General features: G+C 70.5%; 12 protein-coding genes and 2 tRNA genes. 6 read left to right on the top strand and 8 right to left on the bottom strand.

Annotation, left to right across the window (positions count from 1 at the left end):
• Nucleotides 1-4 precede the first annotated feature (4 nt).
• From ACIF80_RS29845 to ACIF80_RS29860, 4 genes are all read left to right on the top strand, one after another.
• Nucleotides 5-78 (top strand) — tRNA-Phe (locus ACIF80_RS29845).
• A gap of 141 nt (nucleotides 79-219) precedes the next feature.
• Entirely contained in the window at nucleotides 220-4,302 is a 4,083-nt protein-coding gene (gene hrpA / locus ACIF80_RS29850; RefSeq protein WP_399810297.1) for an ATP-dependent RNA helicase HrpA, read from the top strand.
• A gap of 127 nt (nucleotides 4,303-4,429) precedes the next feature.
• Nucleotides 4,430-4,504: transfer RNA gene (locus tag ACIF80_RS29855), tRNA-Asp, on the top strand.
• Between the two features lie 318 nt (nucleotides 4,505-4,822).
• A complete protein-coding gene (locus ACIF80_RS29860) occupies nucleotides 4,823-5,089 on the top strand; it encodes a DUF6274 family protein (protein ID WP_399810299.1) in 267 nt (88 codons plus the stop codon).
• A gap of 521 nt (nucleotides 5,090-5,610) precedes the next feature.
• Here the strand turns inward: ACIF80_RS29860 and bldC are convergent.
• Nucleotides 5,611-5,817 (bottom strand): developmental transcriptional regulator BldC, encoded by a 207-nt coding sequence (bldC, locus tag ACIF80_RS29865; RefSeq protein WP_003949541.1) that lies wholly within the window; start codon nucleotides 5,815-5,817, stop codon nucleotides 5,611-5,613.
• 554 nt (nucleotides 5,818-6,371) lie between these two features.
• Complete coding sequence (locus ACIF80_RS29870) at nucleotides 6,372-7,250, bottom strand: hypothetical protein (protein ID WP_399810301.1); 879 nt, start codon at nucleotides 7,248-7,250, stop codon at nucleotides 6,372-6,374.
• Nucleotides 7,251-7,534: 284 nt separating this feature from the next.
• On the opposite strand from ACIF80_RS29870, the gene ACIF80_RS29875 reads away from it, so the two are divergent.
• Both ACIF80_RS29875 and ACIF80_RS29880 read left to right on the top strand, forming a co-directional pair.
• The gene (locus tag ACIF80_RS29875) at nucleotides 7,535-8,623 is read left to right on the top strand and encodes a Leu/Phe/Val dehydrogenase (RefSeq protein ID WP_399810303.1); all 1,089 of its coding nucleotides are present in this window, start codon (nucleotides 7,535-7,537) and stop codon (nucleotides 8,621-8,623) included.
• A gap of 449 nt (nucleotides 8,624-9,072) precedes the next feature.
• A complete protein-coding gene (locus ACIF80_RS29880) occupies nucleotides 9,073-9,327 on the top strand; it encodes a DUF3073 domain-containing protein (protein ID WP_399810304.1) in 255 nt (84 codons plus the stop codon).
• A gap of 161 nt (nucleotides 9,328-9,488) precedes the next feature.
• Here the strand turns inward: ACIF80_RS29880 and purM are convergent, their stop codons facing one another.
• The 6 genes from purM to ACIF80_RS29910 all read right to left on the bottom strand — a co-directional run bounded on the left by purM (nucleotide 9,489) and on the right by ACIF80_RS29910 (nucleotide 15,300).
• Complete coding sequence (purM, locus tag ACIF80_RS29885) at nucleotides 9,489-10,571, bottom strand: phosphoribosylformylglycinamidine cyclo-ligase (protein ID WP_399810305.1); 1,083 nt, start codon at nucleotides 10,569-10,571, stop codon at nucleotides 9,489-9,491.
• A 34-nt stretch (nucleotides 10,572-10,605) separates the two neighbouring features.
• Nucleotides 10,606-12,132 carry an amidophosphoribosyltransferase gene (gene purF, locus ACIF80_RS29890; RefSeq protein ID WP_399810307.1) on the bottom strand — a complete coding sequence of 509 codons (1,527 nt, stop codon included), beginning with the start codon at nucleotides 12,130-12,132 and terminating at the stop codon, nucleotides 10,606-10,608.
• 62 nt (nucleotides 12,133-12,194) lie between these two features.
• Nucleotides 12,195-13,040 (bottom strand): META domain-containing protein, encoded by an 846-nt coding sequence (locus ACIF80_RS29895; protein WP_399810309.1) that lies wholly within the window; start codon nucleotides 13,038-13,040, stop codon nucleotides 12,195-12,197.
• Nucleotides 13,041-13,096: 56 nt separating this feature from the next.
• Nucleotides 13,097-13,894 (bottom strand): sterol carrier family protein, encoded by a 798-nt coding sequence (locus ACIF80_RS29900; protein WP_399810311.1) that lies wholly within the window; start codon nucleotides 13,892-13,894, stop codon nucleotides 13,097-13,099.
• Between the two features lie 9 nt (nucleotides 13,895-13,903).
• Nucleotides 13,904-14,743 carry a M23 family metallopeptidase gene (locus tag ACIF80_RS29905; protein ID WP_399810312.1) on the bottom strand — a complete coding sequence of 280 codons (840 nt, stop codon included), beginning with the start codon at nucleotides 14,741-14,743 and terminating at the stop codon, nucleotides 13,904-13,906.
• Nucleotides 14,744-14,781: 38 nt separating this feature from the next.
• A complete protein-coding gene (locus ACIF80_RS29910; RefSeq protein WP_399810314.1) occupies nucleotides 14,782-15,300 on the bottom strand; it encodes an ArsR/SmtB family transcription factor in 519 nt (172 codons plus the stop codon).
• Nucleotides 15,301-15,351 lie beyond the last annotated feature (51 nt).

Consider the following 15,351-nt stretch of genomic DNA (forward strand, 5'->3'; position numbering starts at 1 on the left):
TCGTGGCTGGGTAGCTCAGTTGGTACGAGCGATCGCCTGAAAAGCGATAGGTCGCCGGTTCGACCCCGGCCCCAGCCACACCACACACCCCCTCCGGGTTCCGGAGGGGGTGTTCTCGTGCACTCACCGGTCCTGGCGGCTCGAAGTGCGGTGAGGGCCGGGCAGGCGGGCCAAAACCGTTCGCCACAGAATTCTCGAGAATGAGATCCTGGTTCCCGTATGTCCACGCATCCTGCCTCCGCCCCCTCCTCCGGCGCCCCCTCCGGCGCCCCTTCCTTCGGCGCTCTCGCCTCTCGCCTGACCGAGCTCTCGCTGCGCGACACGCAGCGGCTCGGACGCAGGCTCGAAGGTGCGCGCAAGATCCGTAAGCCGGAGGCCAAGGCCGCCGTGCTCGGTGAGCTCGAGGCGGAGGTCGCCAAGGCCGAGGAACGGATGGCCCGGCGGCGGGCGCGGGTGCCGGTGGTCACGTATCCGGAGCAGTTGCCGGTCAGCCAGAAGAAGGACGTGATCGCCGAGGCCATCCGCGATCACCAGGTGGTGATCGTCGCGGGTGAGACGGGTTCCGGCAAGACCACGCAGATCCCGAAGATCTGTATGGAGCTGGGCCGGGGCGTCCGCGGGATGATCGGGCACACGCAGCCCCGTCGGATCGCCGCCCGCACGGTCGCGGAGCGGGTCGCGGAGGAACTGGACACCCCCCTCGGGGAGGCCGTCGGCTGGAAGGTGCGCTTCACCGACCAGGTGAGCCCGGAGTCCACCTTCGTGAAGCTGATGACCGACGGCATCCTGCTCGCCGAGATCCAGACGGACCGTGAGCTGCGCGCCTACGACACGATCATCATCGACGAGGCCCACGAGCGGTCGCTGAACATCGACTTCCTGCTGGGCTACCTCGCCCAGCTGCTGCCCAGGCGCCCGGACCTGAAGGTCGTCATCACCTCGGCGACCATCGACCCGGAGCGGTTCTCCCGGCACTTCGGCGACGCCCCGATCGTCGAGGTCAGCGGTCGTACGTATCCCGTCGAGGTGCGGTACCGGCCGCTGCTCGAGGAGGACTCGGAGGACTCCGACCGCGACCAGATCACCGCGATCACGGACGCGGTCGACGAGCTGATGGCCGAGGGGCCCGGCGACATCCTGGTCTTCCTGTCCGGCGAGCGGGAGATCCGGGACACGGCGGACGCGCTGACGAAGAAGGCGTACCCCCGTGCCGGAGGCGCTGATTGGCACAGCACCGAGGTGCTGCCGCTCTACGCGCGGCTCTCGCACGCCGAGCAGCACCGTGTCTTCCAGCAGCACAGCGGCCGCAGGATCGTTCTGGCGACCAACGTCGCGGAGACGTCACTGACGGTGCCGGGCATCAAGTACGTCATCGACCCCGGGTTCGCGCGGATCTCCCGCTACAGCCACCGGACCAAGGTGCAGCGGCTGCCGATCGAGCCGGTGTCGCAGGCCAGCGCCAACCAGCGCAAGGGCCGCTGCGGGCGTACGTCGGACGGCATCTGCATCCGGCTGTACAGCGAGGACGACTTCGTCACCCGCCCGGAGTTCACGGACGCGGAGATCCTCCGCACCAACCTGGCGTCGGTCATCCTGCAGATGACGGCGGCGGGCCTCGGCGAGATCGAGAAGTTCCCCTTCATCGACCCGCCGGACCACCGGAACATCCGCGACGGCGTGCAGCTGCTCCAGGAGCTCAACGCGCTGGATCCGGCGCAGAAGGACCCCCGCAAGCGGCTGACGGAGACCGGGCGCAAGCTCGCCCAGCTGCCGGTCGACCCGCGGCTGGCGCGCATGGTGCTGGAGGCGGACCGCAACGGCTGTGTCCGCGAGGTCATGGTGATCGCGGCGGCGCTGTCCATCCAGGACCCGCGCGAACGGCCGGCCGACAAGCAGACCCAGGCGGACCAGCAGCATGCCCGGTTCCGGGACGAGACCAGCGACTTCCTCGCCTACCTCAACCTGTGGCGCTATGTGCGGGAGCAGCAGAAGGAGCGCGGCTCGTCGTCCTTCCGCCGCATGTGCAAGCAGGAGTACCTGAACTTCCTGCGGATCCGTGAATGGCAGGACATCTACACGCAGCTGCGCACGGTCGCCAAGCAGATGGGCATCCACCTCAACGAGGAGGACGCCCCCGGCGACCGCATCCACATCTCCCTCCTCTCGGGCCTGCTCTCCCACATCGGGATGAAGGACGTGAAGGAGTCGAAGGACTCCGGTCAGACCGGCCGCAAGGACGGGAGCGGGCGCAAGGACGGCGGCGGGCGCAACGAGTACGTGGGCGCGCGCAACGCCAAGTTCGCGATCTTCCCGGGTTCGGCGCTGTTCAAGAAGCCGCCGCGGTTCGTGATGTCGGCGGAGCTCGTCGAGACGTCCCGGCTGTGGGCGCGGGTCAACGCGAAGGTCGAGCCGGAGTGGGTCGAGCCGCTCGCCGGGCACCTGCTGAAGCGCACGTACAGCGAGCCGCACTGGGAGAAGGACCAGGCCGCGGTGATGGCGTACGAGAAGGTCACGCTGTACGGCGTACCGATCGTCGCCCAGCGGAAGGTGAACTACGGCCGGATCGACGCCGAGGTGTCGCGCGAGCTGTTCATCCGCAACGCGCTGGTCGAGGGCGACTGGCGCACGCACCACAAGTTCTTCGCGGACAACCGCAGGCTGCTCACCGAGGTCGAGGAGCTGGAGCACCGGGCGCGGCGCCGGAACATCCTGGTCGACGACGAGACCCTGTTCGACTTCTACGACCAGCGGGTGCCCGAAGACGTCGTGTCGGGGGCGCACTTCGACTCGTGGTGGAAGCGCAAACGGCACGAGCAGCCGGACTTCCTCGACTTCGAGCGCGAGATGCTCATCCGCGAGTCGGCTCAGGCCGTCAGCAAGGCCGACTACCCGGACTCCTGGCGGCAGGGTGACCTCACGTTCCGGGTGACGTACCAGTTCGAACCGGGTGCGGACGCGGACGGGGTGACGGTCCACGTGCCGCTCCAGGTGCTGAACCAGGTCACGGACGAGGGCTTCGACTGGCAGATCCCGGGTCTGCGGGAGGAGGTCGTCACGGAGCTGATCCGTTCCCTCCCCAAGCCGATCCGCCGCAACTACGTGCCGGCGCCGAACTACGCGAAGGCGTTCCTGGAGCGGGTGTCGTCCCCGGAGGGGCGCAAGGGAACGCAGTCCCTCCAGGAGCCGCTGACCACGGCGCTGGCCCGCGAGCTGAAGCGGATGGTCGGGGTGCCGTTCGACGCGGACGACTTCGACTGGTCCAAGGTCCCCGACCACTTGAAGGTCACCTTCCGGATCGTCGACGAGCGGCGCCGGAAGATCGCCGAGGACAAGGACCTGGAGGCGCTCCGGCTCCGGCTGAAGCCGAAGGCCCGCCAGGCCCTCTCCCAGGCGGCGGCCGCCACGGCCCAGCGCGAGGGCGGTGAGTCGCTGGAACGGACGGGTCTGACCGACTGGACCGTCGGCACGCTGACCCGTGTCTTCGAGACACGGCGGGCCGGTCAGCCGGTGAAGGCGTTCCCCGCCCTGGTCGACGACGGCGACACGGTCTCCGTACGTCTCTTCGACACGGAGGCGGAACAGCAGCCGGCGATGTGGAAGGGCACGCGTCGTCTGATCCTGCGCAATATCCCGGTGAACCCCGCGAAGTTCGCATCCGAGAAGTTGACGAACGCCCAGAAGCTCGCCCTGTCGGCGAATCCGCACGGTTCCATCCAGGCGCTGTTCGACGACTGCGCGATGGCGGCGGCGGACCGGCTGATCGCGGACTTCGACGGGCCCGTGTGGGACGAGGAGTCGTACCGCAAGCTGTACGACAAGGTGCGCGCCGAGATCGTCGACACGACCGTCCGCGCGGTGGGCCAGGTGCAGCAGGTGCTGGCCGCCTGGCAGGCGTGCGAGCGACGGCTGAAGGCCGTACGCAGCCCCGCGCTGCTGGCCAACCTCCAGGATGTGCGCGGCCAGTTGGACGCCCTGGTGAAACCGGGGTTCGTGACCGAGGCGGGACTGCGCCGGCTGCCGGACCTGATGCGGTACCTGGTGGCCGTGGACCGCCGCCTCCAGCAGATGCCGGCGAACGTCCAGCGGGACACGACCCGCATGGAGAAGGTCCACGAGATGCGGGACGAGTACGCCTGGTTGCTGGAACAGCTGCCCCAGGGACGTCCGGTGCCGCAGCAGGTGCTGGACATCCGCTGGATGATCGAGGAGCTCCGGGTCAGCTATTTCGCCCACGCCCTGGGCACGGCGTACCCGGTCTCGGACAAGCGGATCGTGAAGGCGATCGACGCCGCCGCTCCGTGACACGAACGCCACACACGGTGAGTTCGACCAGCGGGCCGTGGCTCCTGTACAGTCTCTTTTCGCAGCGCAAGGCAGCAATCGCACTGCGAAACTCCCCCAGTGCCTCAAAGGCCTGGGAGGGGCCCCAGGTCCTGTGGAGCAGTTTGGAGTGCTCGCCACCCTGTCAAGGTGGAGGCCGCGGGTTCAAATCCCGTCAGGACCGCACGATCGAGAAGGGCCCCGCCGTCAGGCGGGGCCCTTCTCGCGTCTCCGGCCCACCCTCACAGTGGGACCCGTCCCATATGCTCCGCGCTCCCCTCCACACACCCCCACCCTCCCCCCATCGCCGACAACCGCGCTCAACGCCCCTCACCGGCCGACTGAGGGCCTTTCAGGTGGTCCTGAGGGTTCGGGAGGCCCTCGCTCCGCTTCGCGCGCCTCTGCGGCCCCCCGGCGGGGGCCCGAACGCCTTGACGGGGCGGGATTCCCTGGGTACCTCAGACAGCAGGGCCGCCCTCGGTGCGGCCACGGGAGGTGGCACATGCCGGCACCGGCCAGGCACGAGACGCAGGCGCTGCTCCGCGCGCATCTGGCGGCCGCCTCGTCGTTCGGGCATCTCACCCGCCACTGTCCGGTCTGCCACCGCCTGTTGCGGCTGGCCATGGACTCCGCGCCCCCCACCGTCGAGCGCACCGAACCCACCGAGCCCGCCGAGCCGCCCTCGCACACCGCCGAGCCCTCACGGCCGGCCGAGTCCACGGAGCGCCCGCCGCGACGCGTCGAAGGCGAGGGCGCTCCCACTGCCTGACCCAGCAGCCCCAGCCGCCCAGTCCCCTGGCCCCGCACCCGAGTTGCTCCCCCTCGGGCCCGGCGCCCGCCGCTCTAACGCATATGCCGGTGGCCCAACAAGACGACCGGCATGTGACGGGTGTCACCCCATGAGTTTCGGGAAGTCCGGCACTTACCCGCCCCCTACAACAAGTCAATTTAATATGTGCAATTGCACTCCCCCCGGAGGTCCGCACAAACCTCCGCACAGGTGACCTCCCAGGCGCCCCCGGAGCCGGACGGGCCCGTGCACGGGCACCGCACGGACCGCGTGCGGACCGCACCGACACACCACCCCCGGCGGCGCACCGCACAAAAAAATCGCGCTGGACTCGGCGGAGTCCAGCGCGATCGACGACGCACCCGGTTCAGCTGCCGGGAAAGCTCTGATCGGCTTGGGCGAGGGGCCTGTTGGGGCAGTCCCCACGTCGTGTGGAGCTAGGGGTCCGAACACCTCGGCGAGTTGGGGGACCAGCCGGTTTGTCCGGGTTATTCAGTTGTTCAGGCCTCGCTGCGCTGCTGCGGAATGCCCGCGAGCAGGGCGCGGACCTCGGCTTCGCGGTAGCGGCGATGCCCGCCGAGCGTGCGGATCGACGTGAGCTTGCCGGCCTTCGCCCAACGCGTGACCGTCTTCGGGTCGACGCGGAACATGGTGGCGACCTCAGCCGGGGTCAGCAGCGGCTCGGCATCAGGGGTGCGAGCGGTCATGAGCGGCCTCCTCGGGAGAACCGAACCTTCTCGGTTCTTTCCTCTAAATTCTGCACCTTGACCCGCGTTGCCCGAAATGGCGGACGCGAGTCGAGTCGGTTATAGGACGAACGGCTTGTCCTCGGCACTACAACTACACCATCCGTCCAGCCGCGTCGGCCAAACCGATGGAATTGCCCTCCCAGGTGTTCATCAGCCGCGGAAGCCGATGGACCATGCCATAGCGGACAGTCACGCGGCTGTGACGATCAGTCACAGCCGCGATCAGGAGGCACTGGACCCCCCAAAGCACGCAATGCCGAGATTCCGCCCATAGTCGAGCACAGCAGGACGGAGGAGCCCTCCCCGGACTCCTTGTCCTATTTTGGCACGAGGGGGGGCAAGCGGCGCAAGGGCCGCGTACGTGCGGTCCGTCACCCTTGACCCGCTTGGGACATACGCCCGGATAGGCGGGTACGTCCGTTGTCCGGTTCGGGGTGACGAAACCTCAGGGCGACGACAAAACCCCAAGAAGGGCGTTTGGTCAAACGCCAGTTCGTTACCGCGGCCGGGCGTCAGTTGGCCGACCGCAGGTCCCGGACCGAGCGCCAGCGCTCCACCAGCCGCCCGTAGGCCTCCCCCGCGGCCACCCCGTCACCGCGGCGCAGCGCCGCGATCCCCTCGGCCACGTCCGCCGCGGAGTGGTCGTCCTCCAGCGCGCCGGCCGGCAGGGCGTGCACCAGGCCTCCGTAGTCCAGTTCGACCAGTGAGCGCGGGTGGAACTCCTCCAGCCAGCGCCCCACGTCCACCAGGCCGTCGATCAGCGGTCCCTCGTCCATGGCGGTCCTCAGCGCCCGCAGCCCGCGCGCCACCCGCCGGCGCGCCTCGACCATGGGAGTGCGGTACCGCAGTACGGGGGCCTCGCCGGCGGAGCCCGCGGAGCCGACGGAACCGGGAGAGCTCCGGGAGCCCTCGTCGTACTCGCGCTCCTCGTCCGAGACCAGCACGAACCAGTTGATCGGCACCTGCCAGGTCGCGGTGCGGATCCACGGCCGGGCGTCGGGGTGGGCGGTCAGCCAGCGCTCGTAGTCCTCGGCGGCCTGACGCCGTACGAACGGGGGCAGGAGCGCGTCCAGGACCGGCAGGGGGAACTCCTCGGCGAGTTCCCCCAGGGCCTGCCAGCCGCGCAGCCGGGTGCGCCAGGGACAGACGCAGACCACGCCGTCGACCTCCAGCACGAACGCGTCCTCGCTCTCCCGCGCCGGGACCGGGACCGGCGGCGTCGGCACGACGTCGGCCAGGGCCAGACGGAGTTCGTCCTGGTAGGAGGGGAGGTCGGGGCGGCGGGCGTAACGGGTCCAGTGACCGCGCTCCGGCTCGGGGAAGGCGGTCAGCGGTTCGTACACGCGCAGGTAGGTCGCGTAGGGGACGATCACCGAGGAGACCTTGGGCACGCCTGCTCCCTCCCCCGCGCACCGGCGCGAAAACCTGCGGGTCCGCCCACGGACGCCCGGGCGGCGGACGGATGGCGCGGACATACGGGTCATCCGGGCGAATCGTCGCACGGCGTTCCTGCCCGAGAAGCCGTGCGAGGGTGATCCTGGACACGTTGCCGCCCTCACCGGCGGCAGGCCCTAATCTCGTGCTCACAGCCTCCGCCATCGCCCCCACAGCCACAAGCGCGGGGAAGTTTCGGGAACTGTGTCCACCCGCCGCTACTTACTCAGGAGTCACCACCGTGACCGACGTATCTGACGGCGTCCTGCACACCCTGTTCCGTTCGGAGCAGGGCGGTCACGAGCAAGTTGTGCTCTGCCAGGACCGTGCCAGTGGCCTCAAGGCCGTCATCGCCCTCCACTCCACCGCTCTGGGCCCCGCCCTCGGCGGCACGCGCTTCTACCCGTACGCGACCGAGGAGGAGGCCGTCGCCGACGCGCTGAACCTCGCGCGCGGGATGTCGTACAAGAACGCCATGGCCGGTCTCGACCACGGCGGCGGCAAGGCAGTGATCATCGGCGACCCCGGGACGGACAAGACCGAGGAGCTGCTGCTCGCCTACGGCCGGTTCGTCGCCTCGCTGGGCGGCCGGTACGTCACCGCCTGCGACGTCGGCACCTATGTCGCCGACATGGACGTCGTGGCCCGCGAGTGCCGCTGGACCACCGGCCGCTCCCCCGAGAACGGCGGCGCCGGCGACTCGTCCGTCCTCACCGCGTTCGGCGTCTACCAGGGGATGCGGGCCTCGGCCCAGCACCTGTGGGGCGACCCCTCGCTGCGCGACCGCAGGATCGGCGTGGCGGGCGTCGGCAAGGTCGGCCACCACCTGGTCGACCACCTGCGCAAGGAGGGCGCCGAGGTCGTGATCACCGACGTGCGCGAGGACGCCGTACGGCGGGTCCTGGACCGGCACCCGCAGGGCGTCACGGCCGTCGCCGACACCGAGGCGCTGATCCGCACCGAGGGCCTGGACGTGTACGCCCCGTGCGCACTGGGCGGCGCGCTGAACGACGACAGCGTGCCGGTGCTGACCGCCGCGGTGGTCTGCGGCGCCGCCAACAACCAGCTCGCCCACCCGGGTGTCGAGAAGGACCTCGCCGACCGCGGGATCCTCTACGCGCCGGACTACGTGGTGAACGCCGGCGGGGTCATCCAGGTCGCCGACGAGCTGCACGGCTTCGACTTCGACCGGTGCAGGGCGAAGGCGGCGAAGATCTTCGACACCACGCTCGCCATATTCGCACGTGCGAAGTCGGACGGGATTCCGCCGGCCGCGGCGGCCGACCGGATCGCCGAACAGCGGATGGCGGAGGCGCGCGCGTCACGCTGAAGCCCGTGCGGGAGCCGTACGGGAGCCGTACGGGAGCCGTACGGGACAAGGCCATGATGCGTACAGGGCGTGTACGGGCGCCTGCGTGACGCGTCAAGGCGCGTACGGGGCGTGTGCGAACGGAGGGCGGGGGCGGGCCGGTGGGTCCGCCCCCGCCCTCCGTTCGCACATTTGGCCGGTACCCGTGGAGTGCCACTTCGAGAGAACTCTCACTTCTCCCGGCGGGTCGCCCCCCGACAAGTGCTTGAAATCGCATGTGACCAGGGAGAACAGGGTGCTCCGAGGGCCCCGGACGGGGGCACGTCATGCGGGCGACGTACCGTATGGGCGTGGGCTCAGGTACCGTGGGAGCCCTACGGACCGGCCTCTCCATGGAGAGTCCGTTCCGGACCATGAACGCGTGTCAAGACTCTGGGGCCGTCGAGCCCCGTCGTTGAGGGGGTCGAGCCATGGGGCGCGGCCGGGCCAAGGCCAAGCAGACGAAGGTCGCCCGCCAGCTGAAGTACAACAGCGGTGGGACGGACCTCGCACGCCTGGCCGAGGAGCTGGGTGCATCGCCTTCGAACACGTCACCGAATGTCATTGGTGACCCTGTTGAGGACGATGAGCAGGACGACGACCTGTACGCACGGTACGCCGACCTCTATGAGGACGACGACGAGGACGAGGACGGCCAGTCCCCGCCACAGCGTCGTGGCGCTTGACCCTGCACTGAATCATCAGCCCGGTCGGTGACTCCGGTCACCGACCGGGTTCTGTGCTGCCCGCCGACGCGGGCCGCCGCCGTACCGGGTGTGCTCGGCATGCCCGGTGTCCTTCGCATGCTCCGCGTGCTCGGCGCCAGGACGCCGAGCACCCGGCTCGCTCAGCCCGCGTAGTCACCCACCAGTTCCGCTCCCGCGGTCCGGTCGCCGCGGCCGGTGATCTCGCCGGCCACCCAGGCGTCCAGCCCTCGGTCGGCCAGGGTGGTCAGCGCCACGTCCGTGGACTCCTCCGGCACGATCGCGATCATGCCGACGCCCATGTTGAGGGTCCGCTCCAGCTCCAGGCGCTCGACCGAACCGGTCCGGCCGACGAGGTCGAAGACCGGGCCAGGGGTCCAGCTGGAGCGGTCCACGACCGCGTGCAGTCCGTCGGGGACGACGCGGGCCAGGTTGGCCGCGAGGCCGCCGCCGGTGACGTGGCTGAAGGCGTGCACCTCGGTGGTGGAGATCAGGGCCAGGCAGTCCAGCGAGTAGATCCGGGTGGGCTCCAGGAGCTCCTCGCCGAGGGTGCGGCCCAGGTCGTCGACGTGACGCTCCAGGGCGAGTCCGGCGTGGTTCAGCAGAACGTGCCGGACCAGCGAATACCCGTTCGAGTGGAGTCCGGAGGCCGCCATGGCGATGACCGTGTCGCCCTCGCGGATACGGTCCGCGCCGAGCAGCCGGTCGGCCTCCACGACGCCCGTACCGGCGCCGGCGACGTCGAAGTCGTCCTCGCCCAGCAGGCCCGGGTGCTCGGCCGTCTCACCGCCGACCAGGGCGCAGCCGGCCAGCACACAGCCCTCGGCGATGCCCTTGACGATCGCGGCGACCCGCTCGGGGTGGACCTTGCCGACGCAGATGTAGTCGGTCATGAACAGCGGCTCCGCGCCGCACACCACGATGTCGTCCATCACCATGGCGACCAGGTCGTGGCCGATGGTGTCGTAGACGCCCATCCGGCGGGCGATGTCGACCTTGGTGCCGACACCGTCCGTGGCGGAGGCGAGCAGGGGACGCTCGTAGTTCTTGAGCGCGGAGACGTCGAAGAGGCCGGCGAAGCCCCCGAGGCCGCCGAGGACCTCGGGACGCCGGGTCTTCCTGACCCATTCCTTCATCAGGTCGACCGCTCGGTCACCCGCGTCGATGTCGACGCCCGCGGTCTTGTAGGACGCCGCCTCGGGGCCGGCGCCAGTGTTCTCAGACATGACTGTGAGAGCCTTCGTCTCGTTGCGGCAGGGCTTACGGGCGGCGGATCGCGTCGACCGCGGCCGGCGCGGCCGTACCGGCGGCCAGCTCGGTCTCCAGCAGCCGCTTGCCGAGGAGCTCGGGGTCGGGCAGGTCCATCGGGTACTCGCCGTCGAAGCAGGCGCGGCACAGGTTCGGCTTGGCGATGGTCGTCGCCTCGATCATGCCGTCGATGGAGATGTACGCCAGGGAGTCGGCGCCCAGTGTGGTGCCGATCTCCTCGATGGACATGCCGTTGGCGATGAGCTCGGCGCGGGTCGCGAAGTCGATGCCGAAGAAGCAGGGCCACTTCACGGGCGGCGAGGAGATCCGGATGTGCACCTCGGCGGCGCCCGCCTCACGGAGCATGCGGACCAGGGCGCGCTGGGTGTTGCCGCGCACGATCGAGTCGTCGACGACGACCAGGCGCTTGCCCTTGATGACTTCCTTGAGCGGGTTCAGCTTGAGGCGGATGCCGAGCTGCCGGATGGTCTGCGACGGCTGGATGAACGTCCGTCCGACGTACGCGTTCTTGACCAGACCGGCGCCGAAGGGGATGCCGGAGGCCTCCGCGTAGCCGATGGCGGCCGGGGTGCCGGACTCCGGCGTCGCTATCACCAGGTCGGCCTCGGCGGGCGCCTCCTTGGCGAGGCGGCGGCCCATCTCGACGCGCGACAGGTAGACGTTGCGGCCGGCGATGTCGGTGTCCGGGCGGGCCAGGTACACGTACTCGAAGACACAGCCCTTGGGCTTCGCTTCCGCGAATCGGGAGGAGCGCAGGCCGTTCTCGTCGATGGCGACGAACTCGCCCGGCTCGATCTCGCGCACATAGCTGGCGCCGCAGATGTCGAGGGCGGCGGACTCGGAGGCCACCACCCAGCCGCGCTCCAGCCGGCCGAGGACCAGCGGGCGGATGCCCTGCGCGTCGCGGGCCGCGTACAGCGTGTCCTCGTCCATGAAGACGAGGCTGAAGGCACCCTTGACCTTCGGAAGGACCACGTGCGCGGCCTGCTCCACGGTCACCGGTTCGCCGTCGGCGGCGCGCTGGCCGGCCAGCAGGGCAGTGATCAGGTCGGTGTCGTTGGTGGCCGCCGCCCTGGGGGCGCGGCCGTTCTCCTTGGGGAGTTCGGCGACCAGTTCGGCGAGCTCCGCCGTGTTGACCAGGTTGCCGTTGTGGCCGAGCGCGATCGATCCCTGCGCGGTGGCGCGGAAGGTGGGCTGGGCGTTCTCCCACACGGAGGCGCCGGTGGTCGAGTAGCGGGCGTGACCGACCGCGATATGACCCTGGAGCGAACCGAGCGAGGTCTCGTCGAAGACCTGGGAAACCAGGCCCATGTCCTTGAAGACGAGGATCTGGGAGCCGTTGCTGACCGCGATACCCGCGGATTCCTGGCCCCGATGCTGGAGGGCGTAGAGCCCGAAGTACGTGAGCTTGGCGACCTCTTCGCCCGGAGCCCAGACACCGAAGACGCCGCAGGCGTCCTGGGGGCCCTTCTCTCCGGGGAGCAGGTCGTGGTTGAGTCGTCCGTCACCACGTGGCACGCCACCGAGTGTAGGCGAGGCCGAGTGCTGGTCCGAATTGGGTACGCGGCCTCAGCCGCGGCTCACGCGGCGGCGAAGGCCTCGACGGACTCACCGTTTTCGCTGGTCAGCGTGATGCTCCGGTGGTCGACCCGATAGCTGAGCGTGGTGTCGAAAACCCGCAGCAGCCGCTTCTCGGCCTTCATGAGTGAGTCTTCGCACACCATTCGGGTCGTGGCGGGCGTGCCGACGGTGATATGGCCGTCGCGGACGGTGGCATCGGCGTTCACCTTGTTGCAGCCGAGGCTTCCGGAGACGGTGCCCTCCTCCTCGTCGAAGGTGAGGTGGGCACGGCCCGCGGAGTCGGGGGAGACGATCTTCCACTTCGTGCCGTACAGCGGGGTGTCCTCGCCGCCCTCGCTGAAACGGACGGTGTTGCCGTCCCCCGAGGTGAGGGTGAGGCGGCCGTCCTTCACCTCGGCCCGGGGACTGTCGTCGGTGAACGCGCTCAGGAGCGCGTGATCGAATTCCCTGCCCGGTCCGTCGCAGGCGACGGCGGTGCTCTCGAGGAGGTCGAGCCGGACACGGTCGCCGTCCAGGGCGCCGTCGCCCCGGAAGCTGTTGCAGCCGTAGCTGCCCTCGACCCCGCCGTCCTCGGTCAGGATCATGTACGCGTCGGAGGTGGCGCGGTGGGTGGTGCCGTCCACGGTGACGCTGTCGACGTTCCAGCGGATGCCGGTGAGAGACTGCTCCGTCGTGCCGGCCGTGGCACTGCCCGCGCTCGCCCGCCCGGCGTCCGCTCCCGCGCCCGCACCGGCCTGTTCACTGCCACAGGCCGCCACGAAGGGGACGAAGAGGGCGGCGGCGGCCGCCGCGAGAACAGTGCGCCGCTTGCGCCGGATGCGCTGGTTGTACCTGAGTGTGTACATGACGCTTCGACGGAGACGGGGTACTTCCGGTTCCCCTCACCCCGGCCACCGTCGCCTCACGTCATCAGCGGCAGGTACGGCCCGAGGTCCGCCCGTTCCCCGCTCGCGCCGACCGTGCCGTCGGCCACCGCGTCCCGCCACCTCGTGCGCCCGGTGGCCAGGCGGATCCAGGTCAGCGGGTCGGTCTCGACGACGTGGGGCGGGGTGCCCCGGGTGTGCCTCGGCCCCTCGACGCACTGGACGACCGCGTACGGCGGGATCCGCACCTCCGTCGAGCCGCCGGGTGCCTTCGCGGCGAGCGTGTCGGCCAGCATCCGGGTGCACGCGGCCAGGGCCTGACGGTCGTGGGGGATCTCCAGGCCGGGCACGGCGGCGCTCAGGTCGTCGGTGTGGACGACGAGCTCGACGGCGCGGGTGACCAGGTAGTCGGTGAGGGTCATGGCGCCGGCCCGCATCGCGAGGACGCGGGTGTGCGGGGCGGCGGCGAGGTGCCGGGCCAGGTCCTCCCCGGTGCGGGTGAGCAGGGCGTCGAGGTCGGGGGTCGCGCCGGCGAGGTCCCGGGAGCCCTCGGCGATGGCACCGGCGTGGGCGGCGGTCGCGGAGGGGTAGTCCAGCAGTGTGAGTTCGGGCTTCGCCGGTTCGTCCCGCTCCAGGGCCCGGCCGACGCTCGCGACGGTCAGGGCCAGGTGCGCGATCAGGTCCCGCACGGTCCAGTCGCCGAGACGGGTGGGCAGCGCGAGCTGCTCGGGGGTGAGGGTCCGGACGGCCGCGCGGACGTTCTCGAACTGGGCCAGTACGGCGGCCCGGGTCCTGGCGGGGTCGTAGGAGCGGGTGCGCTTCTTGGCCGGTGGCATGGCGGCAGCCTATGCGGGGGTGACCGGCGCCGGTTCGGGGACGTCGAACACCTCGCCGCCCCGGGGGACGCCGACGCCGCGCCAGGTGAACGGGGTGCCCCGCGCGGTGTCCGGGTCGGAGCCGTCCATCAGCTGGAAGTGCAGGTGCGGCTCCGAGGAGTTGCCCGAGTTGCCGCAGCGGGCGAGCACCTGTCCGGCCCGCACCCGGTCGCCCTCGCGGACGGTGAACGAGCCGCGCCGCACGTGCGCGTAGGCGGCATACGTTCCGTCACCGAGGTCCAGCACCAGGTGGTTGCCGACGATCCGGTGGACCCCACCCATCTCGCGCACCGGGCCCTCGACGAGCATCAGGTACAGCAGTCCGGGGAGCGAGGTGCGGCTGAGGTGGTCGCGCTGCCCGTCCGAGACCCGGACGACCGTGGCGTCGGCGACCGCCCGCAACGGGACGCCGAACGCGGGGAAGTCGGCGGGGCGCCGGGTGAGCGGCCACAGCGGGGAGAACGCGGGACGGGCGCCCGGCTCGGGCTCGGCGACGACATCGATGGCGTACGTCTGCCCGTAGGCGTGGGTGCCGTGGCTCGGGGTGCGGTCGGCCGGGCTGTTCAGCGCGGACCAGCGGCCGGTGACGGGCGGGTCGACCTCGACGGGTTCACGGGCCACGCGCGGGTTGTCCGGAGCACCGCCGCCCCACCGGTTGACCACGGTGATCAGAACGTAGGCCAGGAGCAGCGGCAGCAGGTTCCACAGGATCGGGTAGCCCCAGCCGAGGCAGATGTGGGCGGTCACCAGGGTGATGAAGCCCAGCTGCAGGCCCCGGAAGGTCATCATGGCGAGTTTGCGTGCGGACATGGTTCCCCCTGGTCGTCGTGGGTGCGGCGGCCGACCGGTCAGGTCGGCGCCGCGGACAGCAGCACCAGCAGCGGTACGACCCGGCCCGCCGGCACCTCGTGGCGGCCCCGGCCGGTGGTGTGCAGCCGGCCGGCGCCGGTGAGCCGGCGCAGGTGGTGGTAGATCTGGCCGGTCGTGCCGACTCCGTCCAGCTCGGCGAGTTCGGCGGCGGTGCGCCGGCCGCCGAGGACCTCGCGGAGCAGCCGCAGCCGGACCGGGTGGCCGAGGGCGGCGGGCGGCTCGGCGGCGGCCGGCCAGTCGTCGTCCAGCAGTCCTCCGGTGAGGGCGCCGTGCTGCCACTCGTACTGCTCACCGGTCGGCAGCCGGACCGCGCCGGTGAACAGCACGCCCCCGTCGGCCGCCCTCAGCTCGGCGAGCTGGTTCTTCAGCCCTTCCAGCGCCCAGAAGTCGCCCTCCCCCGAGCGAGGGGCGCTGCGGCGCGCCGTCTCCGCCGCCTCGGCCGTCTCCAGTGCGGCGAGCCGGCGTTCGAGGTCGGCGACGCGTTCTTCGAGTTCCACGATTTCGAGATGACGTAACTACGTAACCACGTAATCAGCTGCAACTCCTTC

It is taken from the genome of Streptomyces sp. NPDC085927 (assembly GCF_044540975.1).
Lineage (GTDB): Bacteria > Actinomycetota > Actinomycetes > Streptomycetales > Streptomycetaceae > Streptomyces > Streptomyces hirsutus.